Annotated in this window: 25 protein-coding genes; 8 read left to right on the forward strand and 17 right to left on the reverse strand. The window is 72.8% G+C overall.

The window, feature by feature from the left end; translation table 11 throughout:
- Window positions 1-62: 62 nt before the first annotated feature.
- Both FAF44_RS25835 and FAF44_RS25840 read right to left on the reverse strand, forming a co-directional pair.
- Window positions 63-959 carry a hypothetical protein gene (locus FAF44_RS25835; RefSeq protein ID WP_237105845.1) on the reverse strand — a complete coding sequence of 299 codons (897 nt, stop codon included), beginning with the start codon at window positions 957-959 and terminating at the stop codon, window positions 63-65.
- Window positions 960-1026: 67 nt separating this feature from the next.
- Window positions 1027-1704, reverse strand: coding sequence for a carbon monoxide dehydrogenase subunit G (locus FAF44_RS25840; RefSeq protein WP_237105846.1), 678 nt, complete (start codon window positions 1702-1704; stop codon window positions 1027-1029).
- A gap of 72 nt (window positions 1705-1776) precedes the next feature.
- Between FAF44_RS25840 and FAF44_RS25845 the strand changes: the two genes are divergently transcribed.
- The 3 genes from FAF44_RS25845 to cydB all read left to right on the forward strand — a co-directional run bounded on the left by FAF44_RS25845 (window position 1777) and on the right by cydB (window position 5099).
- Window positions 1777-2631 carry a polysaccharide deacetylase family protein gene (locus FAF44_RS25845; protein WP_237105847.1) on the forward strand — a complete coding sequence of 285 codons (855 nt, stop codon included), beginning with the start codon at window positions 1777-1779 and terminating at the stop codon, window positions 2629-2631.
- A 189-nt stretch (window positions 2632-2820) separates the two neighbouring features.
- Window positions 2821-4164, forward strand: coding sequence for a cytochrome ubiquinol oxidase subunit I (locus FAF44_RS25850; RefSeq protein ID WP_237105848.1), 1344 nt, complete (start codon window positions 2821-2823; stop codon window positions 4162-4164).
- A gap of 14 nt (window positions 4165-4178) precedes the next feature.
- Complete coding sequence (gene cydB, locus FAF44_RS25855; RefSeq protein WP_237105849.1) at window positions 4179-5099, forward strand: cytochrome d ubiquinol oxidase subunit II; 921 nt, start codon at window positions 4179-4181, stop codon at window positions 5097-5099.
- On the opposite strand, the gene FAF44_RS25860 is transcribed toward cydB, so the two are convergent.
- Genes FAF44_RS25860 through FAF44_RS25880 form a run of 5 tightly spaced genes read right to left on the reverse strand, consistent with a single transcriptional unit; the run spans window position 5072 to window position 9601 of the window.
- Window positions 5072-5803: an ABC transporter ATP-binding protein gene (locus tag FAF44_RS25860; RefSeq protein ID WP_237105850.1), complete on the reverse strand. Its 732-nt coding sequence runs from the start codon at window positions 5801-5803 to the stop codon at window positions 5072-5074. The genes cydB and FAF44_RS25860 overlap by 28 nt on opposite strands.
- Complete coding sequence (locus tag FAF44_RS25865; RefSeq protein ID WP_237105851.1) at window positions 5796-6527, reverse strand: ABC transporter ATP-binding protein; 732 nt, start codon at window positions 6525-6527, stop codon at window positions 5796-5798. The genes FAF44_RS25860 and FAF44_RS25865 overlap by 8 nt, the downstream gene beginning before the upstream one ends.
- On the reverse strand, window positions 6524-7513 hold the full coding sequence (locus FAF44_RS25870) for a branched-chain amino acid ABC transporter permease (protein WP_237105852.1): 990 nt from the start codon (window positions 7511-7513) through the stop codon (window positions 6524-6526). The genes FAF44_RS25865 and FAF44_RS25870 overlap by 4 nt, the downstream gene beginning before the upstream one ends.
- Entirely contained in the window at window positions 7497-8375 is an 879-nt protein-coding gene (locus FAF44_RS25875; RefSeq protein ID WP_237105853.1) for a branched-chain amino acid ABC transporter permease, read from the reverse strand. Before FAF44_RS25875 ends, FAF44_RS25870 begins: the two co-directional genes overlap by 17 nt.
- On the reverse strand, window positions 8372-9601 hold the full coding sequence (locus FAF44_RS25880; RefSeq protein ID WP_237105854.1) for an amino acid ABC transporter substrate-binding protein: 1230 nt from the start codon (window positions 9599-9601) through the stop codon (window positions 8372-8374). The genes FAF44_RS25875 and FAF44_RS25880 overlap by 4 nt, the downstream gene beginning before the upstream one ends.
- 101 nt (window positions 9602-9702) lie before the next feature.
- Here FAF44_RS25880 and FAF44_RS25885 point away from each other — a divergent pair, with 101 nt between their 5' ends.
- Window positions 9703-10743, forward strand: coding sequence for a LacI family DNA-binding transcriptional regulator (locus FAF44_RS25885; protein ID WP_237105855.1), 1041 nt, complete (start codon window positions 9703-9705; stop codon window positions 10741-10743).
- 12 nt (window positions 10744-10755) lie between these two features.
- Here FAF44_RS25885 and FAF44_RS25890 read toward each other — a convergent pair whose 3' ends face one another.
- From FAF44_RS25890 to FAF44_RS25935, 10 genes are all read right to left on the reverse strand, one after another.
- Window positions 10756-11172 carry a hypothetical protein gene (locus tag FAF44_RS25890; protein WP_237105856.1) on the reverse strand — a complete coding sequence of 139 codons (417 nt, stop codon included), beginning with the start codon at window positions 11170-11172 and terminating at the stop codon, window positions 10756-10758.
- Window positions 11173-11233: 61 nt separating this feature from the next.
- Window positions 11234-11656 carry a hypothetical protein gene (locus FAF44_RS25895; protein WP_237105857.1) on the reverse strand — a complete coding sequence of 141 codons (423 nt, stop codon included), beginning with the start codon at window positions 11654-11656 and terminating at the stop codon, window positions 11234-11236.
- A 52-nt stretch (window positions 11657-11708) separates the two neighbouring features.
- On the reverse strand, window positions 11709-12710 hold the full coding sequence (locus tag FAF44_RS25900; RefSeq protein ID WP_237105858.1) for a hypothetical protein: 1002 nt from the start codon (window positions 12708-12710) through the stop codon (window positions 11709-11711).
- Between the two features lie 8 nt (window positions 12711-12718).
- Window positions 12719-15079, reverse strand: coding sequence for an aerobic carbon-monoxide dehydrogenase large subunit (cutA, locus tag FAF44_RS25905; protein ID WP_237105859.1), 2361 nt, complete (start codon window positions 15077-15079; stop codon window positions 12719-12721).
- Window positions 15076-15555 carry a 2Fe-2S iron-sulfur cluster-binding protein gene (locus FAF44_RS25910; protein ID WP_308193374.1) on the reverse strand — a complete coding sequence of 160 codons (480 nt, stop codon included), beginning with the start codon at window positions 15553-15555 and terminating at the stop codon, window positions 15076-15078. The genes cutA and FAF44_RS25910 overlap by 4 nt, the downstream gene beginning before the upstream one ends.
- Entirely contained in the window at window positions 15545-16378 is an 834-nt protein-coding gene (locus tag FAF44_RS55930; protein ID WP_237105860.1) for a xanthine dehydrogenase family protein subunit M, read from the reverse strand. The genes FAF44_RS25910 and FAF44_RS55930 overlap by 11 nt, the downstream gene beginning before the upstream one ends.
- Entirely contained in the window at window positions 16375-17817 is a 1443-nt protein-coding gene (locus tag FAF44_RS25920; protein WP_237105861.1) for a uracil-xanthine permease family protein, read from the reverse strand. The genes FAF44_RS55930 and FAF44_RS25920 overlap by 4 nt, the downstream gene beginning before the upstream one ends.
- Window positions 17818-17989: 172 nt before the next feature.
- Entirely contained in the window at window positions 17990-19297 is a 1308-nt protein-coding gene (locus FAF44_RS25925; RefSeq protein WP_237105862.1) for a uracil-xanthine permease family protein, read from the reverse strand.
- Between the two features lie 114 nt (window positions 19298-19411).
- A complete protein-coding gene (locus tag FAF44_RS25930; protein WP_237105863.1) occupies window positions 19412-19615 on the reverse strand; it encodes an RNA-binding S4 domain-containing protein in 204 nt (67 codons plus the stop codon).
- An 11-nt stretch (window positions 19616-19626) separates the two neighbouring features.
- Entirely contained in the window at window positions 19627-21240 is a 1614-nt protein-coding gene (locus FAF44_RS25935) for a PucR family transcriptional regulator (RefSeq protein WP_237105864.1), read from the reverse strand.
- Window positions 21241-21370: 130 nt separating this feature from the next.
- Between FAF44_RS25935 and FAF44_RS25940 the strand changes: the two genes are divergently transcribed.
- The 4 genes from FAF44_RS25940 to FAF44_RS25955 all read left to right on the forward strand — a co-directional run.
- Window positions 21371-22225: a DUF2877 domain-containing protein gene (locus tag FAF44_RS25940; RefSeq protein WP_237105865.1), complete on the forward strand. Its 855-nt coding sequence runs from the start codon at window positions 21371-21373 to the stop codon at window positions 22223-22225.
- The gene (locus tag FAF44_RS25945; protein ID WP_237105866.1) at window positions 22222-23622 is read left to right on the forward strand and encodes an FdrA family protein; all 1401 of its coding nucleotides are present in this window, start codon (window positions 22222-22224) and stop codon (window positions 23620-23622) included. Before FAF44_RS25940 ends, FAF44_RS25945 begins: the two co-directional genes overlap by 4 nt.
- Window positions 23619-25094: a DUF1116 domain-containing protein gene (locus tag FAF44_RS25950; RefSeq protein WP_237105867.1), complete on the forward strand. Its 1476-nt coding sequence runs from the start codon at window positions 23619-23621 to the stop codon at window positions 25092-25094. Before FAF44_RS25945 ends, FAF44_RS25950 begins: the two co-directional genes overlap by 4 nt.
- Window positions 25095-25374: 280 nt before the next feature.
- Window positions 25375-26155 (forward strand): serine/threonine-protein kinase (locus FAF44_RS25955; protein ID WP_237105868.1); only part of this gene is annotated, 781 nt, incomplete at its 3' end.

The following is a 26155-nucleotide window of genomic DNA, read 5'->3' on the forward strand; positions in this document are numbered from 1 at the left end:
ACCGGTGCACAACCCGATCGCGCCGGACGGGATTCCGCCTCCGGCGAACCGGCTTCGGCGCGTTATCCGGCGGCCAGCTCCTCCAGCCGGTACGGCAGGTACGCCGAGTCGTCCACCAGCGCGGACGCGCCCCGCCACCAGCCGAACCACTCGCCGCTGCGCCACATCCAGTCGACCCGCTCGATGGCCGCCACCACGTCGCCCACCGTCTCCCACCGCTCGCCGAGCTGCTCGGCGGAGGCTCCGTGGCGCAGCGCCCATGTCCGCAGCACACCGACGGCGGCGGCGGGGGCCGGGCGGGCGTACGGGTCGGGGCTCTCGCCGGGCAGCCGGTGCGGGCCGAGCCCGGCCGCCACCCCCCAGCTCCACTGCGCCTCGGCGGGCCGGGAGTAGCGCAGCGACTGGAAGTCGAGGTTGGAGCCGAGCTCACCGTCGGGGCGGCGGGCGACGACCGCGTCGAGCCGCCCTCCGGCATCGAAGTGCACCACGAGCCGCTGCCCCGGTTTCACGCCGGGCGGCAGGTCGAACCGGTCTTCCGCGTGCCAGGAGTTGAGGTCGACCTGGGCGACGGGCGCGCCCCACATCTGGTCGGCGGCGTCGTCGGCGACCCAGGCGGCCAGCATCTCCAGCGCGGTCAGGTCGGTCCAGGGCTCGATGGCGACGGCCGTGCGCACGACCTCGTCGGGCGGGGGCAGCTTGCCGCCCCTGGGCTTGGCCCACCAGACCTCGCCCAGCTCGCGGGTGCCGACCAGCAGCGCGGCGATGGCGGCCAGTTCGGCCGAACGCCTGGTGAGCTGCGCGCCGAGGGCCAGCTCCAGCGCGCGGGCGGTACGGTCGTCCCCGAGCACGGGACGTACACCGGCGATCAGCGTCTCGGCCGTCGGACGCTCCTCGCCCAGCAGGTTGCGTACGACCCGCCTGGCCTCGGTGCGTGCGTCTTCAGCATGTGCCTGCCGCATACCGCCACGCTACGCCTGGAGATCCTTTTCCGCGAGAGCCCGGGAGGGCACCAACTCCGTGCCCGGCTCAGACGCCCCTCCGGCGGGCCCCTCTCCCCAGCAGCCAGCCCAGGGTGACCCCGCCGAGCGCGATGCCGGCCCCGGTGCCGAAGGCCGCCAGCATCACCCACGGGCGGGTCTCGGCGGGCTTGCCGGCCGGCCGTTCGAAGACCGGTCCGCGCGCCGCCGGGACGTCGTGCGCCGCGACGGTCTCGGCGGTCTCGGCGGTCTCGGCGGTCTCGGCGGCAGGTGCCGTGGCAGCCGGGGCGGGGGCCGTCAGGTGCTCCTCGACGGCGGCGAAGAAGCGGCCCGCCGTCCGCTTGGCCGCCGCGCTCAGCATGCGCTGCCCGACGCCGCCGATCGTCCCGCCGACGACGGCCTCGGCCTGGTAGTCGACCCGGGTCCGGCCGTCGAGCTCGCCGAGCCGGACGACGACGGTGGCGTCCACCGTGCCGGGCGCGCCCTGCCCCCGCGCCTTGAGCGTGAAGCTCTCGGGCTCCAGCGGGTCGCTCAGCGCCACCTCGCCCTGGTAGACGCCCTTGATCGAGGCCACGCCCGCGTTGATCGTCATCCGGTACGTGTCCGGCCCCGTCTCCTCCAGCCGCTCGCACCCCGGGATGGTGCGTACCAGCACCGCCGGATCCCTGAGCGCCGCCCACACCCGATCCCTGTCCACGCCGATCTCGGCGCTGCCCGCGAGTTCCATGCCGCCACTTTAGGCAGCGGGGGCCGCGCGGATAAGGGCAACACCTCACAGAGACTGGCAAGATGGTGGCTCATGATCAGGGGACCCGGGGTGATCGGCGCGGCGTGCGCCCTGCTGCTGACCGCCTGCGTCCCCGCCGGGACCGCCTCCGACGCGGCGGCCGGCGCGGCTTCCGGCCCCGCCACCGACGCACCCACGCGCAGCCCGGCGGCCACCGCGCCGACGGGCCCGCCGGGCGTCAAGCCGCGCAAGGGCGAGGTGCGCCCGATCCCCCGCACCGGCGACCTGCCTCCGGTGATCAGCTCCATCCCCACCGGCCGCAAGGTCGTCTTCCTGACCATCGACGACGGCTGGGAGCAGGACCCGGGGTTCGTCGCCCAGGTACGCGACCAGCGCATCCCGATCACCGCCTTCGCGATGCGCGACGCGGTCGAGGCCAAGGGCACCCCCGACGAGTCCGGCGGCCCGGCCCGCTTCGTCGGAGCCGGGAAATGGGGATATTTCCGGCAGCTCCGCGACGCCGGCGCGCCCGTCGAGAACCACACCCTCACCCACCCCAACCTCCGCCTGCTCGGCTACCCCGCCCAGCGCCGCGAGATCTGCGGCTCGTCGAAGCTGATCGAGAAGGAGATCGGCACGCGGCCCACCCTGTTCCGGCCGCCGTTCGGCAACTACAACACCGACACGCTCAGGGCCGCCGGGAGCTGCGGCATGTCGGCCGTGCTGCTGTGGACGGCCACCGTCCAGCCCGGCGGCAAGATCGCCTACCAGGTGCCCGACAAGCAGCTCCGCCCCGGTGACATCCTGCTCCTGCACTTCCGTCCCAACCTGGCCCGCGACTTCCGCGTCCTGGTCAAGAAGATCAAGCGCCGGGGTTACGAGCTGGGCGACCTCCAGGCGTACCTGGCGGCGGCCGGCTCCCGCTGAGGTCCGCCGCGCGGCGGACCGGCGATCGGCCGCGCGGGTGACGCGCCCGGCCGGAGCCACCCGCGATCCTCGGCGGAGCAGCACGTTCAGCCGATGTGACCAAGCTCGCATCGCATTGCTCTACGGCTTGTAGTACTACTACGAGTAGATGTACTACAGCGTGTAGAGCTCAGGGAGTCGACGGGGACAATGGACGCACTTGATCTTGCTCGGTGGCAGTTCGGGGTGACCACCGTGTATCACTTTCTGTTCGTGCCCCTGACGATCGGCCTCGGGATCTTCGTGGCCGGCCTGCAGACGGCCTGGCACCGCACGGGCAACGAGCAGTACCTGAAGCTCACGAAGTTCTTCGGCAAGCTGTTCCTGATCAATTTCGCCATGGGCGTGGTCACCGGCATCGTGCAGGAGTTCCAGTTCGGGATGAACTGGAGCGAGTACTCCACGTTCGTCGGCGACGTCTTCGGCGCGCCGCTGGCCATGGAGGCGCTGCTGGCCTTCTTCATGGAGTCCACGTTCCTGGGGTTGTGGATCTTCGGCTGGGACCGGTTGCCGAAGAGGGTGCACCTGGCGACCATCTGGGCGGCGGCCATCGGGTCCAACCTGTCGGCCTACTTCATCCTCGCGGCCAACGCCTGGATGAAGCACCCCGTCGGCTACGAGGTCGTGGACGGCCGGGCCAGGATGACCGACCTGTGGGCGGTGCTCACCAACTCCACCGCGCTGGCGCAGGTCCCGCACGTGATCGCGGGCTCGTTCGTGGTGGCGGGCGGCTTCGTGCTGGCGGTGAGCGGCTACTGGCTGCTGCGCACACGCGCCGGCATGTGGCGCTCGGCGGCCCGCGCCGCGCTGCTCGTGACGGCCCTCGCGGGGGCGGTCGTCGCGATCACGGGCGACCACTCGGCCAGGCTCATGTACGAGCAGCAGCCCATGAAGCTGGCCTCCGCCGAGGGGCTGGAGCACGACACCCAGGGCGCCGCGTTCAGCGTCGTCCCCGGCATCGAGATCCCGAATCTGCTGAGCCTGCTGTCCGACCACGACGCCGACGCCACCGTCCAGGGGACCGAGGACCTGCAGCGGCGCTTCGAGGCGGAGTTCGGCCCCGGCGACTACCGCCCCGACCAGAACGTCGTCTTCTGGTCGTTCCGGGTGATGATCGTGTTCGGGATGACCACGGTGGGCCTGTCGGTGCTCGGCCTCTGGCTGACCCGCCGGAGGCGGCCGTTCCCGGCCTGGCTGTCGCGGGCGTTGCTGCTCGCGCTGCCGCTCCCCCTGGTGGCGGTGATCGCCGGCTGGCTGCTCAGCGAGATCGGCCGCCAGCCGTGGACGGTCACGGGCGAACTGCTGACGGCCGCCAGCGTGTCGCCGGGCGTGTCCCTGGCCGAGGTCGCGATCTCCCTGACGATCTTCACGCTCCTGTACGGCGCACTCGCGGTGACCGAGGTCGTGCTGCTGGCCAGGCACGTCCGCAAGGGCGTCGAGGAGCAGGCGCCGGCCCCGGCGGCCGAGACGCGCGAGCCGTCCCTGATGTACTGAGGAGCAAGAGGACAATGATCGAGTTCTGGTTCGTCATCATCGCCTTCCTCTGGACCGGCTACTTCGTCCTGGAGGGCTTCGACTTCGGCGTCGGGATGCTCACGCCGCTGGTGAGCAGGAACGCCGCCGAGCAGCGCGCCGGCCTGCAGACCATCGGCCCGGTGTGGGACGGCAACGAGGTGTGGCTGATCACCGCCGTCGGCGCCATGTTCGCCGCCTTCCCCGCCTGGTACGCGGGCATGTTCAGCTCCTTCTACCTGCCCGTGACGCTGATCCTGGTGGGGCTCATCGTGCGCGGCGTCGGCCTGGAGTGGCGCGGCAAGGTGGACAACCCGTTCTGGTGCGACCTCGGCATCGTGGTGGGCAGCGCGCTGCCCGCGTTCCTGTGGGGGGCGGTCTTCGCCGGCCTGCTGTTCGACGGCCCGGTGGCGGCGCTGCTCGGCGGCGCGTTCACGCTGGCGGTGTGCGTCCTGCACGGCGCGGTGTTCCTGGCGCTGCGGACCACCGGCCCGGTGCGCCGCCGCGCCAGGACGGCCGCCGTGATCGCCGGCGGCGTGACGATCCCGGTGGCCGTGGCCGCCCTGTCGGGCCTGGGCACGATCCCGGCCCTGGCCGCCATGGCGGCGCTCGCGGCGGGCACGGCGCTGATCTGGCGGCGCAGGGAGGGCTGGGCGTTCGCGGCCACGGCGGGCGCGATCGTGCTGGCCACGCTGGCGGTCTTCATGGAGCTGCGGATGCGTCCGCTGCCCGGCCTGACGCTGGCCGAGGCCGCCTCGGGGCCGTACACGCTGACCATGCTGAGCTGGATCGGGCTGATCACGCTCCCGTTCGTGCTGGGCTACCAGGGGTGGACGTACTGGGTGTTCAGGAAGCGGGTGATGACCGGAAGGCCGGTTCAGGTGGCGGGTCAGGTTGCCGGGGCGCCGCCGAGGTAGAGGCGGCCCAGGCGCGGGTCGGCGGCCAGTTCGCGGGCGGGGCCGGAGATGTGCACCCGCCCGAGGTCGAGCACGCAGCCGAGATCGGCCATCTCCAGCGCCCGGCGCGCGTTCTGCTCCACGAGCAGCACCGCCACCCCGGTCCTGCGCATGAGATCGATCTGCTCGAAGACGACCTGGGTGTTGCGCGGATCGAGCCCCATCGACGGCTCGTCCAGCAGCACCACCGACGGCTCCAGCATCAGCGCCCGCGCGAACTCGACCTGCTTCTGCTGCCCGCCCGACAGCAGCCCCGCCATGCTGTTCCACCGCTCCCGCACGACCGGGAACAGCTCCTTGACGGCCTCGATCCGCGCGGTCAGCCGGGCCTGGTCGCGCACGGTGAAGCCGCCGAGCCGCACGTTCTCGGCCACCGTCATCTCGCGGAAGACGCTGTGCCCCTGCAGCACGTGGGCCAGCCCCAGGCCGAGCAGGCGCTGCGGGGACAGGCCGGTCACGTCCCGGCCGGCCAGCAGCACCCGCCCCGACCTGGGCGCGAGCAGCCCGCTGGCGACCTTGAGCACGGTGGACTTGCCGGCGCCGTTCGGCCCGACGAGGCAGACGACCTCGCCGGCGCGCACGGGGACGCTCAGCCCGCGCAGCACGGGCGCGGCCCTGCCGTACCCGGCCACGACGTCCTCCAGGGACAGGACGATCTCAGACACCGAGATACGCCTCCAGTACGCGCGGGTCCTGCCGGACCGAGTCGGGCGGGCCCTCGGCGATGGGCGCGCCCCGGTCGAAGACGATCACGTGGTCGCACATGCCCATCACCATGTCCATGTTGTGCTCCACGACGAGGAACGTGCGCCCCTCGGCGTTGAGGTCGCGCACGAGGCCGACGATCCGGTCGATCAGCGCCGGGTTGACGCCTCCGGCGGGCTCGTCGAGCAGCACCAGGTCCGGCTCGGCCATCAGGACGGCGGCCAGTTCGAGCAGCTTCTGCTGCCCGTACGACAGGTCGCGGGCCTCGGCCTCCTCCAGGTGCTCGATGCCCATGCGGCGCAGCCAGTGGCGGGCCCGCTCGATCTCGCCGGTGTCGCGCAGCCCGGCCAGCAGTTCGCGCAGCCGGGTCCGCCGGACGGCCACCAGCATGTTCTCCAGCACGGTCAGGCGCGGGAAGACACGGCAGAGCTGGAAGGTGCGGCCGATGCCGGCGTGCGCGACGCGGTGCGGCGAGTACCGGGTGATGTCCCGCTCGCGGTAGCGCACCCGCCCCGCGTCGGGCCTGACCATGCCGGTGACGATGTTGAAGAACGTGGTCTTGCCCGAGCCGTTCGGCCCGATCAGGCCGTTGATCGCGCCGTCGCGCAACTCGACCGTGACGTCGTCGACGGCGCGCACGCCGCCGAACGACTTCGTCAGCCCCTCCGTGCGCAGCGAACTCATCCGGCCACCCCCTGGAGTCTCTGGTCGGCGCTCTCGTCGGGAATGGACGGCCCGGCCCGCCGCCGGGTGAAGCGGGCCAGGATGCCGTCCGGCATGAACAGCACGACCAGCACCAGCACCAGCCCCGTCGCGGTCAGGTGGATCTGCGTCTCGCCCAGCGCGATCAGGAAGTACTCCCCCGCCGGGGCCACGATGAGCGCGCCGAGCAGCGGCCCGTACAGGTGCCTGACGCCGCCGAGCAGGCTCATGAGCACCATGTACGAGCCGATCAGGATGGAGAAGACGAAGATCGGGTCGAGGCTGCCGAACCAGAGCGCGTACAGCCCGCCCGCCAGGGCCACGAACAGCGCGGACAGCGCGAAGGCCGCCACCTTGTACGCCCCGGTGGGCACGCCCAGCGACTCGGCCTTGTCCTCGTCCTCCCTGATGGCCCGCAGGCCGGCGCCGAACCGGGAGCGGGAGACGTGCCGCCACGTGAGCAGCGCGACCCCGAGCAGCGCCAGGAACAGGTAGAAGAACACCATGTGCGTCTCGCCCCGGTGCAGGCCGGGGAAGGGCGAGGGGACCTGGAGGCCGGTGGAGCCGCCGGTCAGCGAGCGCCAGCCCTGCACGACGAGGTTCATCATGGACACCAGCGCGATGGAGACGATCACGAACGACGCCCCGCGCACGCGCACCGCCGCGACGCCGATGCCCACGGCGAACGCCGTGACCAGCAGCGCCGACACCGGCAGGGCCACGGCCCAGGGCACGTCCAGGCGGACGACGAGCAGGCCGGTGCCGTACGCGCCGAGGCCGAAGAAGGCCGAGTGGCCGAGCGAGACGTAGCCGGTGAAGCCGCCCAGGAGGTTCCAGGAGGTGGACATGGCGGCGTACATGACGGTCAGCGCGCCCGCGTACACCAGGTAGTAGTTGGGCGCCAGCCACGGGTAGGCGATCGCCAGCGCGGCGAGCAGCAGCGCGAGCCCTCTAGAAACGGTGCGCAAGCCGGCCTCCGAAGAACCCCTGGGGGCGTGCGAGCAGGGTCAGGAAGAGGAAGACGTAGAACATCATCGTGGCCCAGGTGGCGTCCACGGTGACCAGCACGAGACCTTCGACCACGCCGAGCACGATGGCCGCCAGCGCCGCGCCCACCACGCTGCCCAGCCCGCCGACCACGATGATCGCCATGAGCTTGCCGATCCACACCCAGTGCGAGGCGGGGAAGAACGGCGTGATCAGCGCCAGCACGGTGCCGCCCACGGCGGCGGTGGCCAGGCCGACGCCGAAGCCGTAGCCGGCCACCCGCTCGGTCTGGACGCCGACCAGCCTGGCCGCCTCGCGGTGCTGGATCGTGGCCCGCAGCGCCTGCCCGAAACGGCTCTTGACCAGCACCGCGAACAGCACGGCGAGGGTGAGCCCGGCCACCGCGAAGGCAATGATCTTGTCGTAGGGCAGGTGCACGCCGCCGACGGTGAGCGAGCGGGTCGCGTAGTCCATGCTGACCGACTTGTACGAGCCGGTGTAGACGGTGCCGAGCAGCCCTTCGATGGTCAGCGCGATCCCGAAGGTCAGCAGCACCGACATCATCGCGAGGTTGTCCGGCGCGAGCCGGGCGACGAGCAGCCGCTGCACCGCCACGCCCAGCACGAAGAAGGCCGGCACGGTCAGCGGCAGCGCCAGGAACGGGTCCACGCCGAACGTGGTGTGCACGGTGTAGGTGAGGTAGGCGGCCAGGAACAGGAAGGCGGGGTGGGCCACCATGACGACCCGCATCACGCCGAAGTACAGCGACAGGCCCGAGGCGAGCAGCGCGTAGAGCCCGCCGGTCAGCACGCCCAGGGCCAGCCCCTGCAGGAGCAGGTTCACCAGTCCTGCTTCGGGTAGACGAGTTCGGCGGTCCTGGCCTGCTCGGGCAGGACGATCTCCACCTTCCCGCCCACGTACTGCTGGATCATGTGCGCCTGCTCCGGACGGCCCTTGTCGTCGAAGGACAGCGGGCCCACGACGGTGTCGAAGGTGCTCTTCCTGATGTGCTCGGTCAGCTTGTCCTGGCACTCCTTGGCCGCGTCGACGCACTTGACGGCGTTCACGGCGGCCTCGACGATCTGGCCGACGGTGTAGCCGTTGGCCGCGTCCTCGTTGGCCGCGCCGCCGAACAGTTCCCGGTAGCGGCCGACCATCGCCTGGTTGCCGGTGAAGGTCGCGGTGGCCGACCAGCCGACCGGCGAGAGGATGTGCTCGGCCGCCCCCTTCACCGCGCCGGGGAACTCGGCGAGCGTCGGCCCGGTCGAGAAGGCCGCGAGCTTGGGCTGCACCTTCAGCTCCTGCAGCGCGCGCACCAGGCCGACCGAGTCCTCGAACTGCGTGCCGCCCACGACCAGGTCGGGCTCGGCGGCGGCGATCTTGGCGGCGATGGGGGCGAAATCGGTGGTCTCCGGGGGGTACACCTCGTCCACGACCGTCTTGACGCCGGCCGCGGCCAGCCGGTCGCGCAGCCCGTACGCGGTGCCCTGCGCGAACGGGTCGTCCAGGCTCGCGTACGCGGCCGTCTTGGGCCGCTGGTCGGCCGGCAGCCCGGTGAGGTAGTCGGCCAGGTAGTCGTAGTGGTCGCTCGCGATGGCCGGGGCCGCGTAGAACAGCCGCTCGAAGCCCTGCTCGAACACCTCGGCCGCGGCTCCGGCGGGTTCCACGAAGAGCATGTCGTACGATTCGGCGACCTTCGCCGCGGGGATCACCAGGCGCGAGGAGAACGGCCCGAAGACCAGGTTCACCTTGTCCTGGGTGATGAGGGATTCGTAGTCGGAGCTGACCCGGTTGGGGTCGGAGGCGTCGTCACGGAAGATCAGCTCGACCTTCCTGCCGAGCAGGCCGCCCTTGGCGTTCACCTGGTCGGCCCAGACCTGGTACCCCTCCTGGATGCCCTTGCCGGGCTCGGAGAAGTCGCCGGTGAGCGGGAGCGAGACGCCGATCTTGACCGGCCCCTGCTGCTGTCCCGGCGGTGGGGCCGCGCCGGGTTCGTCGGACTTCGCGCACGCGGTGAGCGCAAGTGCGCAGATGGACATGATCGTCAAAGCCTTGCGAACTCTTGCCATCGAGGAGACCCCCGTCAGAAGAGGCGAACGAAAGCGCTTTCGCAAGCGCTTTCGGTTACGATTACACGGGATTCCGCCCCGGACAAGGGGGTTCGCACGGTATGGCGAAGCGACCTTCCCCGCCCTCCCCGCCCCGGCTGCTCGACGTGGCCAGAGCCGCGGGTGTCTCGCTGGCCACGGCCTCGCGGGCGATGACCGGCAGCACGGGGGTGAGCGCCGAGGTCGCGGCGCACGTCCAGGCGATCGCCTCCGAGGTGGGCTACGTGCCCAACAGCCACGCGCGGGCGCTGGCCGGCGGGCAGGCGTCGATGGTCGGGCTGATCGTGCACGACGTGGGCGACCCCTACTTCGGCGAGATCGCCAGGGGCGTGCTGCGCGGCACCGAGAGCCGCGGCTACCTGGCGCTGATCAGCCAGACCGAGCGCGACCCGGCGGCGGAGCTGGCCCGCATCCGCGCCCTGCGCGCCCACCGGGTGACCTCGATCGTGCTGGCCGGGTCCGGTTACGTGGAGGCGGCCACGGAGGCCGACATCGCGGCCGAGCTGCGCTCGTTCACCGCGGCGGGCGGCCGGGCGGCGGTGATCGGCCGCCATCACCTGCCGGTGGACGCGGTGCTGCCCGACAACGCCGCCGGGGGCGTCACGCTCATGCGTCACCTGCTCGACCTGGGCCACCGCCGCCTGGGCGTGCTGGGCGGCCCGGCGAACCTGACCACGGTCGAGGACCGGCTGGCCGGGCTGCGCACGGCGTTCGGCGCGGCCGGGCTCGACTGGCGCTCGGTCCCGGTCGCGCACGGCGACTTCACCAGGGAGGGCGGCGCGGCGGCGACCGCGCGGCTGGTGCGGGCGCGTCCTGACCTGACGGCGGTGGTGGCGCTGAACGACCCGATGGCGGTGGGGGCGCTGTCGTGGCTGCTCAACGACGGGCGGCGGGTGCCGGACGAGATCTCGGTGGCCGGCTTCGACGACGTGCCGGTGGCCCAGGACGTGTACCCGGCGCTGACCACGGTGCGGCTGCCCATGGTGGGCATGGGCAAGCAGGCGCTGGAACTGGTGCTCAAGCCTCCGGCGGCCCGGCCGCGGCGGCGGCGCACCCGGCACGAGCTGGTGGTACGGGCCTCGACGGCCCCGCCGCCCTCCTGAGGCCCGGCCGCGCTATCCGACGACCCGCATCTGCTTGGTCCGGTGGTCGGTGAGGTGCAGGTCGCCGCCGAGCCGCTCCTTGAGCAGGTCCAGCACCTTCCGGCTGGACAGCACCGTCCAGAGTGGCCCCACCAGGTGGGGGTTGTACTCGGGGGCGGCGTCCATCCAGGCGTCCTTGCCGCGCTGGCTCGCGAACGTCGTGACGAAGAACTCGCCGTCCGGGGTCGCGCAGTACCCCGTGCGGAGTTCGGCGGCGTTCACCTGCATGCGGGGTGTGCAGCCCACCTTGGCGGAGAGCTGCTCGACGGTCATCGGGGCGGCGGCCGGCCGCGCGCCGGCCGCGACGTGGCCGGCGCCGCTCGCCGCCGAGCAGCCGGCGACCAGCCCGGCCAGCAGCAGGAAACCAGCCAGACGTGGAAATGTCGTCATGTGCGGAGGTACGCGGGCCCCGCGCGGCGGGTTCAGACACCTGCCGGACGGGTCTGGGCGGCTACTTGGGCGCGGGCGTCATGGAGACGCGGTGGTCGGTCAGGTGCAGGTCGCCGTTGAGCGGGCCCTTCAGCACCTCCAGCACCTTGAGCGGCCCCAGCACGGTCCAGCGCGGCCCCACGAGGTGCGGGTTGTACTCGGGCGCGTCGTCCATCCACTCGTCCTTGAGCCGCTCGGTCCTGAAGGTGTTGACGAAGAACTCGCCGGCCTGCGTCTTGCAGTGCGCCGTGCGTATCTCGTCGGCGTCGACCTGCAGCTTCGGCTTGCAGCCGACCTTGGCGGCGAGCTGCTCGACGGTCATGGGGGCGGGGGCGGGCTCGGCCTGGCCTGCCGCGGCGTAGTCGCTCCAGCCGCCGCCGGAGGAGCAGCCGGCGACCAGTCCGGCCAGCAGCAGGAAACCAGCCAGACGTGGAAATGTCGTCATGTGCGAGGTTACGCAGGGCCGCCCGCCGCGGTTCACCCGTTCTCTCGAAGGCTCACCGCAGGATGACGCAGCCGCGCGACCGCAGCCGGCCCAGCACCTCCGGCTCGCCGTCGAGCTTGTTCCAGCGCAGGTCGAGCTTGTCCAGGTCGGGCAGGTCGGCGGGCAGCTCGCGCAGCCGGTTGTTGCGCAGGTCGAGGTGCCGGAGCCCGGCGGGCAGCCGCGCCGGCAGCTCCGTGAGCAGGTTGTCGCGCACGTCGAGCCGGCTGAGCCCGTCGGGCAGGTTCGCCGGCAGCTCGCGCAGCCGGTTGCCGCGCAGGTGCAGCTCGCGCAGCCGGGACAGGCCGCCCAGCGTTTCGGGCAGCCGCTCCAGCCGGTTGTTGTACAGCCGCAGCTCGACCAGCGCGGCCATCGAGCCGAGCGCGCCGGGCAGCCGCTCCAGCCGGTTGTCGGTCAGGTTGAGGTAGGCCAGCCGGTCGAGCCGGCCGATCGACTCGGGCACCTCGGTGAACAGGTTGTCGCTGAGGTAGAGGTAGTCGGTGAGCGGCAGGTCGCCGACCTCCGGCGGGATCTCGGTGAGCCGGTTGTGCCCCAGATCGAGCATGCGCAGCCGGGACAGGCCGCCGATCGCGGCGGGGACGGCGGTGAGCGCGTTCTCGGCCAGGTTGAGCGATTCGAGCCCGGTCAGCTTCCACAACGAGCCGGGCACGTCGCTCAGCCCGTTGCCGCCGGCGGCCAGGTGGCGCAGCGCCGGGGGCAGCCGGTCGGGCAGCGCGCCGACCCGGTTGCCGTACAGGAAGAGGCTCTCCAGGCCGGGCGGGCAGCCGGGGAAGGCGGTCAGCTCGTTGCCGTCGAGGTGCAGCGCGCGCAGCGCGGACGACCCGGACAGGTCGGGCAGCACGCGCAGGCCGTTGCCGTCGAGCCGGAGCTCCGCCAGCCCGGCGAGCCCGGCCACCCACTCCGGCACCTCCGTGATCGCGTTCCAGGCCAGGTCGATCAGCCGGACGTCGCCGGGCACGGCGGGGAAGGCGGTCAGGCCGGAGCCGGGGGCACGCATGGGGCCGATCATCCCATGCGCGCGGCCCGCAGCTCGAACAGCTCCGACGGGGAGATCGGCATGCGGTTGACCTCGATGCCCTCGGCGTCCTCGAGGGCGGAGGCGATGACGGCCGAGACGGGGATCACGCCGGCCTCGCCCGCGCCCTTGACGCCCAGCGGGTTGAGCGGCGACGGGGTCTCCAGGTGACCGGTCTCGACGTGCGGGATCTCGGTGGCGTACGGCATGAGGAAGTCCATGAACGAGGCGTTGACGAGCTGGCCGTGCTGGTCGTAGACCATGCGCTCGTACAGCGCGCCGCCGATGCCCTGGGCCACCCCGCCGTGGATCTGCCCCTCCACGATCATCGGGTTGATCAGCCGCCCGCAGTCGTGCACGACGGCGTAGCGCACGACCTTGATCTCGGCGGTGTCGGGGTCGGTCTCGACGATCGCCGCGTGCATGCCGGCCGCGAACGTGGACCTGATCGGCGAGTAGTAGTCGCGCCCCTCCAGCCCCGGCTCCTCCCCCTCGGCGACGGGCGGCCGGTCGGGTGCGGCGGCCCCCGCGAACTGGGTGGCCTTGGCGGTCTCCTCGTCGAAGGCGTAACGCAGCGGGTTGGCCAGCACCGCCACGGTGGACAGCGGGACGGCCGCCGACGGGGTCCCGGCCACGTGCACGACGCCGTCGGCGATCTCCAGGTCGGCCGGGTTCGCCTCCAGCGCGTCGGCGGCGATGCGCAGCGCCTTCTCGCGCACCTTCCGGCAGGCCAGCGCGATGGCGTTGCCGCTGACGACGGCCGCCCTGGAGGCGAACGTGCCGACGGCGTAGCCGAACCTGCGGGTGTCGCCGGTGACCACGCTGACCCGCTCGATCGGCACGCCCAGCTCGGTGGCGGCGATCTGGGCGAAGGCGGTCTCGTGGCCCTGCCCCTGCGAGGTGAGGCCGGTCGAGACGTGCACGCGGCCGTCGGAGGTGATCTGCACGTGCCCGCCCTCGTACGGCCCCACGCCGGTGCCCTCGACGTAGCAGCCGATGCCGATGCCGCGCCCGGGACCGGCCTCGAAGGAGTCCCAGCCGATCAGCTCCTTGATCATCCGCAGCATCTCGGGGTAGTTCCCGCTGTCGTAGATCAGCGGCCGACCGTCCTGGAAGGTCATCTTCTGGTCGTACGGGAACTCCTCGGGTCGGATGAAGTTGGCCTCCCGCACCTGCGTGCGGTCCTTGCCCAGGTACCGGGCGATCTTGTCCATGGTGCGTTCCATGCAGAACACCCCCTGGGGCCGCCCGGCCCCGCGATACGGCGTGACCTGCACGGTGTTGGTGTACACGGCGGTGAACTCGACCCGGTACGAGCCCGGCTTGTACGGCCCCAGCAACTGCGTGGAGGTGACGATCGGCACGATGATCCCGTACGGGGTGTAGGCGCCGTGGTCGTGCAGGATCGTCACGTCCAGGCCCAGCACCCGCCCGTCGTCGTCGAAGCCGACCCGCACGTACTGCACCTGGCCCCGCTCGTGCGCCGAGGAGATGAAGTGCTCCCTGCGGTCCTCGGTCCACTTGACCTCGCGCCCGAGCGTCATGGCGGCCCACGGGACCAGCACCTCCTCGGGCCACGGGTGCACGATCTTCACGCCGAAGCCGCCGCCCACGTCGGGGGCGATCACCTCGACCTGCGGCAGCGGCAGCCCGAGCGCGGCGGCCACGGCCATCCGCACGCTGGTGGAGGTCTGGGTGCTGGAGTAGACGCGCAGGTCGCGGCCGTCCCAGCGGGCGTACACGCCGCGGCCCTCCAGCGGCATGCTGGCGCTGCGCTCGATGTCGAGCCGGAAGGCGAGCGTGTGCGGCGCGGTCTCGATGGCCTCCCTGGCGCCGCGCCCGTCGGCCGCCGCCACCTCCTGGACGAGGTGCGCGCCGACGTTGCCCGGCACGTCCTCGTGCACGAGCTGGGCGCCCTGCACGGCCTCCTCCAGGCCGACGACCGGCTTGAGCGGCTCGTAGTCGACCTCGATGAGCGCGCAGGCGTCCTCGGCGGCGTACCGGTCGGCGGCCACCACCATCACCACCGGCTCGCCGACGTGCCTGACGACGTCCCTGGCCAGCGGGTAGGCGGTGCGCCCGTGGGTGAGCGCGGGGTGCGGGATCAGCAGCGGCAGCGCCCGGCCGACCCGCTCGGGCAGGTCCTCCCAGGTGTAGACGGCGACCAGCCCCTCCACGTCGAGCGCGGCCGTGACGTCGATGTCGCGGACGCGGGCGTGGGCGTGCGGCGAGCGCACGAACGCCGCCGCGAGCGCCTCGCGGCCCAGGTCGTCGAGGTAGCGGCCGTTCCCGGTGAGCAGCCTGGGGTCCTCCCGCCGCTGGACGGGCTCGCCGAACAGCTTCGTCGTCATGCTTCCTCCGCCAGCAGCTCGGCGGCCCGGTGGACGGCCTTGACGATGTTCTGGTAGCCGGTGCAGCGGCACAGGTTGCCGGAGATGCCGTCGATCACCTCGTCCTCGGTGGGGGCCGGGTTCTCCCTGAGCAGGGCGGTCACCGTGCACAGGAAGCCCGGCGTGCAGAACCCGCACTGGAGCCCGTGGCACTCGGCGAACGCGCGCTGCACCGCCGACAGGCCGCCGTCCGCGTCCGCCAGCCCCTCCACGGTGGTGATCTCGGCGCCGTCCACGGTCACCGCGAACGTCAGGCACGAGCGCACCGGACGGCCGTCGAGCAGCACCGTGCAGCAGCCGCAGACGCCGTGCTCGCAGCCCACGTGGGTGCCGGTCAGACCGAGGTCGTGGCGCAGGCAGTCGGACAGCAGCCGCCGCGCGGGCACGCCGGTGCGCCTGGGCACGCCGTTGACGATGAGCGTGATCTCATGCTCCACGGGCCGCAGCCCCTTCCCGCGCCGCCTCGCGCAGCGCCCGCTCGGCCAGCACGCCCACCAGATGCCCCCGGTAGGCGGCGGAGGCGTGGATGTCGCCCTCGGGGTCGGTCGCGGCCCGTACGACGGCCGCCGCCGCCCGCCAGTCGGACCACGCCTCACCCAGCTCGACGACGACGGGGACGGGGCCGACCCCGATGCACGCCACCTTCGCGGAGCGCGCCGTGACGACCGCGCACACGCCCGCGAGCGCGTAGTCGCCGTGCCGGCGCGAGACCTCCTCGAAGGCGAACCCGCTGCCGGGCGCCAGGGCCGGGAAGAACGCCGACACCGCCACCTCGTCGGGCTCGACGGCCGACTCCATGGGCCCGACGAAGAAGTCCGCGGCGGGCACCTCCCGGACGGCCACGCCGTCGCCGTCCCAGCGGGCCAGCCGGACCCGTCCGTCCAGCAGCGCCAGCACGGCGGGCAGTTCGGCGGCCGGGTCGGCGTGCACGAGGCTGCCCACCACGGTGCCCCGGTTGCGGATCACCGGGTGGGCGACCAGCTTGAGCGCCCGCGTCAGCAGCGGGTGCACCCCGGCCGCCTCGACGTCGGCGTGCCTGGCCGTCGCGCCCACCCGCACCCCGGCCGGCGTCACCTCGATCTCGTCGAGGCCGGCCACCCGGTTGATGTCCACGAGGTGCTCGGGCGCGGCCAGCCGCATGTTGAGCATGGGGATGAGGCTCTGGCCGCCGGCCAGCACCTTGCCGCCCACCTCGGCGAGCGTGCGCACCGCGGCCACGAGGTCGCGGGGCGCGTGGTAGGCGAAGGGCGGCGGCTTCACCCGGCCTCGCTCGGCGCGGCCTCGCCCCGCGCCGGTTCACTGACAACGGGTTCGGGACGGCGGCCCGCGATGGCGCGCAGCAGGTGGTATCCGCCCAGCACCACGATCGTGCCGAGCGCGATCCCCTCAAGGGTGAATTCGCCGCCGATGGCGTGCTTCACAGGTCCGATGGCCAGGATCATGCCCGCCCCGATCGGAACCATGTTCACGGGATCGGCGAAGTTCACCCGGTTCTCTATCCAGATCTTCGCGCCGATCAGCCCGATCATGCCGTACAGGATCACGGTCACGCCGCCGAGTACGCCGCCGGGGGTGGCCGCGACCAGCGCGCCGAACTTCGGGCAGAGGCCGAACAGGATCGCGATGATCCCGGCGACGTAGTAGGCGGCCGTCGAGTACACCCTGGTGGCCGCCATGACCCCGATGTTCTCGGCGTACGTGGTCGTGGGCGAGCCGCCGACGGCGCTGGTGACCGCGGTGCCGACCCCGTCGGCCAGCACGGCGCGGCCCACGTACGGGTCCACGTCCGTCCCGGTCATCTCGCCGACGGCCTTGACGTGCCCGACGTTCTCGGCGATCAGCGCGATCACGGCGGGCAGCACCAGCAGCACGGCCGAGGTCTTGAAGTCGGGCGCGTGGAAGCTCGGCAGCCCGAACCAGTCGGCCTGCGCGACCGCGTCGAAGCTCACCCGGTCGTGCGGGAAGGCGGTCGCCACGCAGTACGTGCCCTCGGCCGGGCAGGCGTTCCCAGCCGCGTCACGCAGGTTCGTGCTCGGCAGCACGGACGTGACCGGCCCCGCGACCCGGTCCAGCACCCACGACAGCACGAACCCGGACACCAGCCCGACCAGCACCCCGATCCGCCCGATGAACCCCTTGAACAGCACGATGACCACGAACGTGAGCACCATGGTGACGAGCGCGACCCAGTGGTCCTGCGGCCAGTACACGTCCGCCACGACGAACGCCAGCCCGAACCCGATGAGCATCACCACCGCGCCGGTGACCACGGGCGGGAAGACGCGGTGGATGAGGTCCACGCCGAGGAAGTGGATCGCCAGCCCGGCCAGCGCCAGCACGAGCCCGGCGACCAGGATGGCGCCGGTCACGACGGCGTCCGCGCCCGCGGTGTCGCCGCCGGCCGCCGCCCTGATGGCGAACACCCCGCCCACGAAGGACGCGCTGGTGCCCAGGTAGCTGGGCACCTTCCCCTTCACGATGAGCAGGAACAGGATCGTGGCGACCCCGGACATCATCACGGCCACGTTCGGGTCCAGCCCCATGACCAGGGGGAAGACGAACGTCGCGCCGAACATCGCGATCACGTGCTGGGCCCCGAAACCCACGGTCCGGGGCCAGCTCAGTCTCTCGTCAGGTCTGACCACCTCGCCGGGTGCCAGGTTCTTGCCGTCACCGTGTTTGGTCCATCCCACTGTCATGCGAGCCCCTCTTGTGCTGGGCGCTTCGGGCCGGCGACACGTTCCGTTGCGGGCACATTAGGCCCACCGGCACGCTCCTACACGGGCATGATCTGCCAAATCTGCCCCGCCGACCAGAGAGAACCTCGCGCACACGGCTGCGGCCCCGCTGTGAGGGACCCCGGGCAGGCGGCTACCGGCGCGCGACGCGCAGCAGGTGGTAGCCGGCGAGCAGCACGATCGTGCCGAGCGCGATGCCGCTGAGCGCGAACGTGTCGGTGATCGGGAACGCGACGGGCCCGATGGCGCAGATGATCCCGGCCCCGGTCGGCACGAGGTTGCGCGGGTCGGACAGGTCCACCTTGTTCTCGATCCAGATCTTCGCGCCGAGCAGGCCGATCATCCCGTACAGGATGGTCGTCACGCCGCCGAGGACGCCGCCGGGGGTGGCCGCGATGAGCGCGCCGAACTTGGGGCACAGGCCGAACAGGATCGCGATGAGCGCCGCGACGTAGTAGGCGGCGGTGGAGTAGACCCTGGTGGCCGCCATGACGCCGATGTTCTCGGCGTACGTCGTGGTCGCCGAGCCGCCCACGGAGGTGGCCACGACCGTGCCGACGCCGTCGGCCAGCACGGCCCGTCCCATGTAGGCGTCGACGTCGGCGCCCGTCATCTCGCCCACGGCCTTGACGTGCCCGACGTTCTCGGCGATCAGCGCGATCACGACCGGCAGCACCAGCACGATGGCCGACACCTCGAACACCGGCCCGTGGAAGGACGGCAGCCCGATCCAGTCGGCCTGCGCCACCGCGTCGAGGTTCACCCGGTAGTGCTCGGTCACCTGGCCGCTGTCGTCGGGCGCGACGATCCGGCCGCCGGCCAGGTCCCACGCCCAGGACAGCAGGAAGCCGAACACCAGGCCGAGCAGCACGCCGATCCGGCCGAGGAACCCCCGGAACACCCCGATGAACACGAACGAGGCCGCCATCGTCAGCAGCGCCACCCACGGGTCCCTGGGCCAGTAGACGTCCGCCGCCACGTACGCCATGCCGAACCCGATGAGCATCACCACCCCGCCGGTCACGATGGGCGGGAAGACCCGGTGGATGACGCCGACCCCGAGGCGGTGGATCGCGTACCCGCAGGCGGCCAGCACCACCCCGACCACGAGCAGCGCGCCGGTGACGGTCGCGTCGCCGCCGCCCGCCGCCCTGATCGCCACCACGGCCCCGACGAAGGACGCGCTCGACCCCACGTAACTGGGGATCCTGCCCTTCACGATGAGCAGGAACAGGATCGTCGCGACCCCGGACATCATCACCGCGAGGTTGGCGTCCAGCCCCATGACGAGGGGGAACACGAACGTGGCCCCGAACATCGCGATGACGTGCTGGGCCCCGATCCCCACCGTCCGGGGCCAGCTCAGCCGCTCGTCCGGCTTGACCACCTCACCCGGTGTCAGGCGCTTCCCGTCGCCGTGCACCTTCCACCCGAACGCCACGTGCGCACCTCGATCTCCCGCCTGAGCAGCGGGTATGTCTCCTGCCTGATGTTGGAGAGCACAATAGAGGGTGGTGTGCGGCCCGCGTACGGCGGGAGCCCGGTGCGCGGGGGGCTACCCGACGCTGATCGAGAAGCCGTCCCCGCTGACCACCTGCCCCGCCCGGATCTTGGCCCGCTTGCGCAGCTCCACCTCGCCGTCCACCAGGACCATCCCCTCGGCGATGAGGTGCTTGGCCATCCCGCCCGTCTCGGTGATGCCGCAGTACTTCAGCAGGTCGCACAGCGGGATGTACTCGGTGCGCAGTTCGAATTCCACAACCCAGCAGCCTAGATGCCCCGCATCCGCAACACGTGCAGCGCCAGTGTGAGGTTCAGCCGCAGGTGGGGGTCGTCGGTGAAGTTGCCGAGCAGCCGTTCCAGCTTCCCGATCCGGTAGCGCAGGGTGTTGTAGTGGAAGTGCAGCCGCCGCGCCGTCTCCGCCACGTTCAGGTTGGTCTCCAGCAGCGTCTGGAGCGTGCGCCGCAGGTCGGCGTTCTCGGCGTCGTCGTCGGAGGCGAGCGACCCGAGCGTCTCGCGGACGAACGCGTGCAGTTCCTCGGTGTCGTTCACCAGCGACAGCAGCCGGTAGACCCCGAGCTGGTCGAAGTGGGCCACCGCGCCGTGCCCGTGCAGTTGCCGGCCCACCCGGGCCGCCTTCAGCGCCTGCGCGTACGCCTCCGGCAGCGTCCCGGCCCCCGGGCTGGGCCGCGAGGTGCCGGTGGAGAAGGTGGCGGGCGGCGCGTCGGCGAAGGCCGCGGCGGCGTCCTTGGCGACCCGGGCGGCGTCCACGGCGGCGTCCACCACGGCCACCACCTCGTGCGAGAACCCGGCCACGGCCCCCCGCGGGTCGTGCCGCCTGATCGCGGCCGTCCAGCACGCCACCAGCCGGTCCTGGGCGCTGCGCTCGTCGCCGTCGGGGTCGAGCTCGGCCACCAGCACGGTCACGGGCCGCGACAGGTCCCAGCCGAACGCCCGCGCGCGGGCCGTGACCCGTTCCGCCGTGCCGGCCCGGCCGGTGAGCACGTCACGCAGGAAGTCGGCCCGGTACTTGCTCTCGACGGCGTTGACCGCCTCCTGCCGGGTGACGACGAGCGCGGCGACGGTGGCCGCCCGCTCCAGGATGCCCACGTCGCTGTCCCTGATCGCGCCCGGCGGGCTGTAGGCCACGATCCTGCCGTGGTGGTGCCCGCCGGCCAGCACGGGCACCGAGGCGAACGACCGGGACCGCGCGGCGGCGGGCGTCCGGCGGGGCGCGGCCGGCGGGCCGTCGCGGGAGATCGACTCGCGCAGGACCGCCACGTGCTCGGCGGGGCCGGCGGTGGCCAGGACGCGGCCCGACCCGTCCACGGCCGCCACCGCCACCTCCAGGAGCTGCGCCACCTCCGCGGTGACCTCGTTGAGCCCGCCGCCGGCCAGCACCACCTGGACGAGCGCCCGGTGCGCCTCCTCGGCGCGGGCGAGCACGGCGGCCTGCCGGTTGAGGATGTCCGTGAGCACCTGGTTGAGGATGTCGTCGAAGCCGACGTCGTTGGGCAGCAGGATGAGCGGGAACCCGAGCCGGTCGGCCTGCTCGGCCATCTCGGCGGGCAGCTCGTCCACGTAGCGGCCGAGTTTGATGCCCAGCGCGGCCAGACCGCGCTCGTCGAGGTCGGCCACCAGCCGGCCGAGCGACTGCGGCGTGTTGCGCAGCGGGTAGCCGGTGGTCAGCAGCAGCTCGTGCGGCTTGACCCAGGCCAGGACGTCGGGCACTTCCATGACGTTGAGCCGCTGCACGATGCGGCCGAGCCCGCTCTCCCCGGCGATCAGCCTGGCGTCCGCGAGGGTGGACACGCCGAGCACCTCCCCCACGGACACGCCGTGGATGATCGTGCCGGTGCTGGCGAGACGGATGGGGGGTTCCATGGGGGAATTGTGACCCCGGAAGCCGTCTGTCAGGAAGAGCCAACCTTCGCGCTGACTGTTGGCAAATTTCTCCGTACGGAGGGTTCGGCGGCCGTTCTACGGTCAGGTCCAAGGTCGGTTGGGAGGTCCGGTGACCGTCAGTACTTCCGCGCGGCGCCCCCGCGTCCACGTCACGGGCGCGGCCAGCACCGCGGTCCGCCCCGTCCTCGGCTCACCGCGCCGCCCGGCCCGCGTGCTCGCGGTGTTCCCGGTGGGCGTGTATCTCGAGGTCGACACCGAGGTGCAGCCCTCGGTGATCGCCGTCGTCACCGGCGCGGCCACCCGGCTGCCGAACTCCGTGCTGCCGGCCTGCCCGCTGCCGGACCTCACGGTGGGTGACGAGGCCGCGGTGGGCGAGCGGGTGATCGACCTGGGGCCGCTCCGCCTGAGCGTGCGCCGCTGGTGGGATCCGGCCCCGCCGCTGGGCCGGCTGGAGCCGGACCGGCTGCGCGACGCGGTCGTTTTGCTGCGCGACCCGCCCGGCGCCGGGCTGGCCGGCCACGGCGCGGTGGACCTGCTCGCCGCGAGCTGCGCGGCGGGCCGGCTGCCCGGGATGGTGACGGCGGCGGAGCGGCTCGTCGGGCTGGGGCCGGGGCTGACGCCGAGCGGGGACGACGTGCTGGCCGGGCTGCTGGTGGCGCTGCGGCACCTGGGCACGGCCGCGCGGGCCGGGCGCGCGGTATGGCTGGCCGACCGGCTGGCGGAGGCCGTGACGTCCGCCGCGCGCACGCGTACGACGCCGCTGTCGGCCACCCTCCTGCACTGCGCGGCCAGGGGCGAGGCCAGTCCCGAGGTGATCGACGTGCTGCGCGGGGTGGCGGGGCGGCAGCCGCTCGAACCGGCGCTGCGCCGCCTGCACCGACTCGGCCACACCTCGGGCGCCGACCTGGCCCAGGGCATCGCCATCGGCGCGAGCGCCGTGCACGCGCTGGGCGGGCCCCGATGACCGGCCCGGCGAACGGCCCGATGAGCGGCCCGGCGAACGGTCCGGCGATCGGCCCGGAGCAGGCGGTCCTGGTACGGCGGGGGGCCTACCACGACTCGGTCGCCCTCATGCGGGTCAGCCGGGCCCTGTCGGAGCTGCCCGGCGTGACGGCGGCCATGGTCGCCATGGCGACCGACCTCAACGTCTCGATCCTGCGGGAGATGGGCTTCGCCGTCCCGGAGGCCGACCCGGGCGATCTGCTGATCGCGGTGCGGGCGCACGACACGGACGCGGCCGTCGAGGAGGCCGAACGGCAGCTCACCGCCGCGCGCGGGGCGGACTCGGATCCCGAGGAGCAGCCGCCGCTGACCACCCGCTCGGCCACCGCCCGCGGGGCCGGCGACCTCGTCCTGGTCTCCACCCCGGGCGAGTACGCCTTCTTCGAGGCCCTGGACGCCATCGAGGCCGGGCTGCCCGTCATGATCTTCAGCGACGGCGTCGGCCTGGCCCAGGAGCGCCGGCTGAAGGAGCTGGCCGAGACGAAGGGCGTCCTGGTCATGGGCCCCGACTGCGGCACCGCCGCGATCGGCGGCGCCGGTCTCGGCTTCGCGAACGTCCTCGCGCCCGGCCCCGTCGGCGTGGTCGCCGCGTCCGGCACCGGCGCGCAGCAGGTGACGTGCCTGCTCGACCGGGCGGGCGTCGGCGTCAGCCACGTGCTCGGGGTGGGCGGCAGGGACCTGTCGGCCGAGGTCGGCGGCCTGTCCACGCTGCGCGCCCTGGGCATGCTGGACGACGACCCGGCGACGGAGCTGATCGTGCTCATCTCCAAGCCGCCGGCGCCCGAGGTGGCGCGGGCCGTGCTGAAGCGGCGTCCGCGCACGCCCGTGGTGCCGGCCCTGCTGGGGCAGGCCGCGGGCACCGATCTCACGCGGGCGGCCGAGGACGTCCTGCGCGCGCTCGGCAGGCCCGTGCCCGAGTGGCCGTCCTGGCCCGCCCGGCCGGGCCCGCGCCCCGCCCCCAAGCGGCTCAAGGGCCTGTACTCGGGGGGCACGCTGAGCGCGGAGGCCGCGCTGCTCGCCGGGCAGGGCGACTTCGTGGACTTCGGCGACGACGCCTTCACCAGGGGCAGGGCGCACCCGATGATCGACCCGACGCTGCGGGTGGAGGCGCTCGACCGCGCGGAGGAGACGGACGTGGTGCTCATGGACGTCGTCCTGGGCCACGGGGCCGACCCCGACCCGGCCGCCTCGCTCGCTCCCGCGGTCGCCCGCACGCCGACCACGGTGGTGATCGCCCTGATCGGCACCGAGGGCGACCCGCAGGACCTGCGCCGCCAGGCCACGGCCTTCCACGAGGCCGGCGCGGCGGTGTTCACCTCCAACGCCCAGGCCGCCCGGCACGCGAGGAGCTTGCTATGACCCACGCGCAGCACCCCGCCCAGGAGCTCGGCCTGACACACGAGGGCCGTGGGGGGCACGAGGGATTTGGGGGCCGCGAGGAGGCCAGGGCCGCGGGCGCGCTGCTGAGTGCCCCGCCGCGCGTGATCACCGTCGGCGCGGGCCTGCTCGACGAGGCGCTGCGCGCGCAGGCCGTCCCGACGACGCCGGTCGCCTGGCGCCCGCCCCTGCCTGGCACCGCCGCCGACCTGGCCAGGGTGCTGGCCGACCCGCGCCGCCAGCAGGCCAACGAGCTGGCCGTGCGCAGGCTGACCTCCGCCCGTCCGTACCTGGTGGGCGTGCGGCGGGCGTCGGAGCTGCTCGACGAGGACACGTTCCTGCACGCCGGCCCGCCCATCACGTGGGAGCGGGCCTCCGGCCCGATGCGCGGCGCGCTGATCGGCGCGATGCTCCTGGAGGGCCGGGCCGCCGACGAGCGCGAGGCCGCCGACCGGCTGGCGGCGGGCGCGGTCGCGCTGCGTCCCTGCCACGAGCACTCCGCCGTGGGCCCGATGGCGGGCGTGGTGTGCCCGTCGATGTGGCTGTTCGAGGTGCGCGACGACGAGCACGGCGGCACCGCGTACTGCTCGCTCAACGAGGGCCTGGGCAAGGTCCTGCGGTACGGCGCGTACGGCCCGGAGGTCCTCGACCGGCTGCGCTGGATGGACCGCGTGCTCGGCCCGGCCCTGGCGGCGACGCTGGAGCGTACCGGCCCGATCGATCTGCGCGCGCTGATCGCGCAGGCCCTGCAGATGGGCGACGAGCTGCACAACCGCAACCGCGCCGCCACCTCGCTGCTGCTGCGCGAGCTGGCCCCGGCCGTGGTCGAGGCCGCGCCGGGCACGGCGGCCGAGGTGCTGCGCTTCGTCAACGGCAACGACCACTTCTTCCTCAACATCGGGATGGCCGCGGCCAAGGCCGGCACGGACGCGGCCCGCGACGTGCCGGGATCGTCCCTGGTCGTCGCCATGGCCAGGAACGGCACCGACTTCGGCGTGCAGGTGTCGGGGCTGGGCGGACAGTGGTTCACGGGCCCGGCGGGCGTGCCGGACGGGCTCTACCTCGGCTCGTACGGCCCCGAGGACGCCAACCCGGACATCGGCGACTCCACGATCACCGAGACGTCGGGTCTGGGCGGGTTCGCGATGGCGGCGGCGCCGGCCATCGTGCGCTTCGTCGGCGGCGAGGTGGGCGACGCGGTACGGGCGACCCGCTCCATGTACGAGATCACGCTCGCCGAGCATCCCGTCTACCAGATCCCGGGCCTCGGCTTCCGTGGCACGCCCGTCGGCATCGACGTCACGCTGGTGGCGCGGACGGGTCTGCTGCCCGTCGTCAACACCGGCATCGCCGGCCGGGTGGCGGGAACGGGCCAGGTCGGCGCGGGTCTGGTGGAGCCGCCGGCCGGGGCGTTCACCAGCGCGCTGCACGCCCTGGCCGCAGTGAGTAAGTGATCAATTTTTGTCCTGACATATCCGCACGTCAGGAGCGATGTAAGACACCATTGCCTTCCCTTGCGCATTCCACGCCGTTATCGTGACGATCCTCATAATCTGCAAGTAGCGTGAAGAACGCACGTGACGGATGAGGCGAGATGGGGGCGGGAACATGGCAGCCGACCGCTTGCTCAGCGGATCCGGCTCAGAAGGAGGTGCCACGGGGGGCGCTCCGCAGAGCCAGGGCCGACTGATCGGCAGGCGCTACCGACTGATGTCGCCTGTCGGCAGAGGCGGCATGGGCATGGTGTGGCACGCCCACGACGTGCTGCTCGACCGGGACGTGGCCGTCAAGGAGCTGATCCTGCCCTACGGCCTGGACAACGCGGGCCAGCAGGTGGCGCACCGGCGCATGCTGCGCGAGGCCCGATCGGCCGCGCGGCTGACGCATCCGGGCATCGTGACCGTCCACGACGTGGTCGAGGAGGACGGCCGGCCCTGGATCGTGATGGAGCTGGTCCGGGCGTGGTCGCTGGAGCAGGCCGTCCGGCAGAGCGGGCCGCTCCCGGTCATCCAGGCGGCCGAGATCGGCATCCGGGTGCTCGACGCGGTCGCGCACGCGCACGCCGCCGGCATCCTGCACCGCGACATCAAGCCGGGCAACGTGCTGCTGACCCAGGACCGCGTGGTGCTGACCGACTTCGGCATCGCGGCCATCGAGGGCGACGTCACGATCACCCAGACCGGGCTGCTCATGGGGTCGCCCGCGTACATCCCGCCGGAGCGCCTGTCCGGCCGGCCGATCACGCAGGCGGCCGACCTGTGGTCGTTCGGGGCCACGCTGTACGCCGCCGTCGAGGGCCGCCCCCCGTACGAGGGGCCCGACCCGGTGGCGGTGCTCGGCTCGGTGCTCACCCAGGACCCGATCAGGCCGCAGCGGGCCGGCGCGCTCATGCCGGTGATCGGCGGGCTGCTGCGCAAGAGCCCGTCCGAGCGGCTGACCGCCGCCCAGGTGATCGAGATGCTGGAGGCGGTGCTGCGCGCGCACGGCGCGCCCCGGCCACGCGCCCCCGAGACGC

The sequence above is a fragment of the Nonomuraea sp. MG754425 genome (genome assembly GCF_021699195.1).
GTDB lineage: Bacteria > Actinomycetota > Actinomycetes > Streptosporangiales > Streptosporangiaceae > Nonomuraea.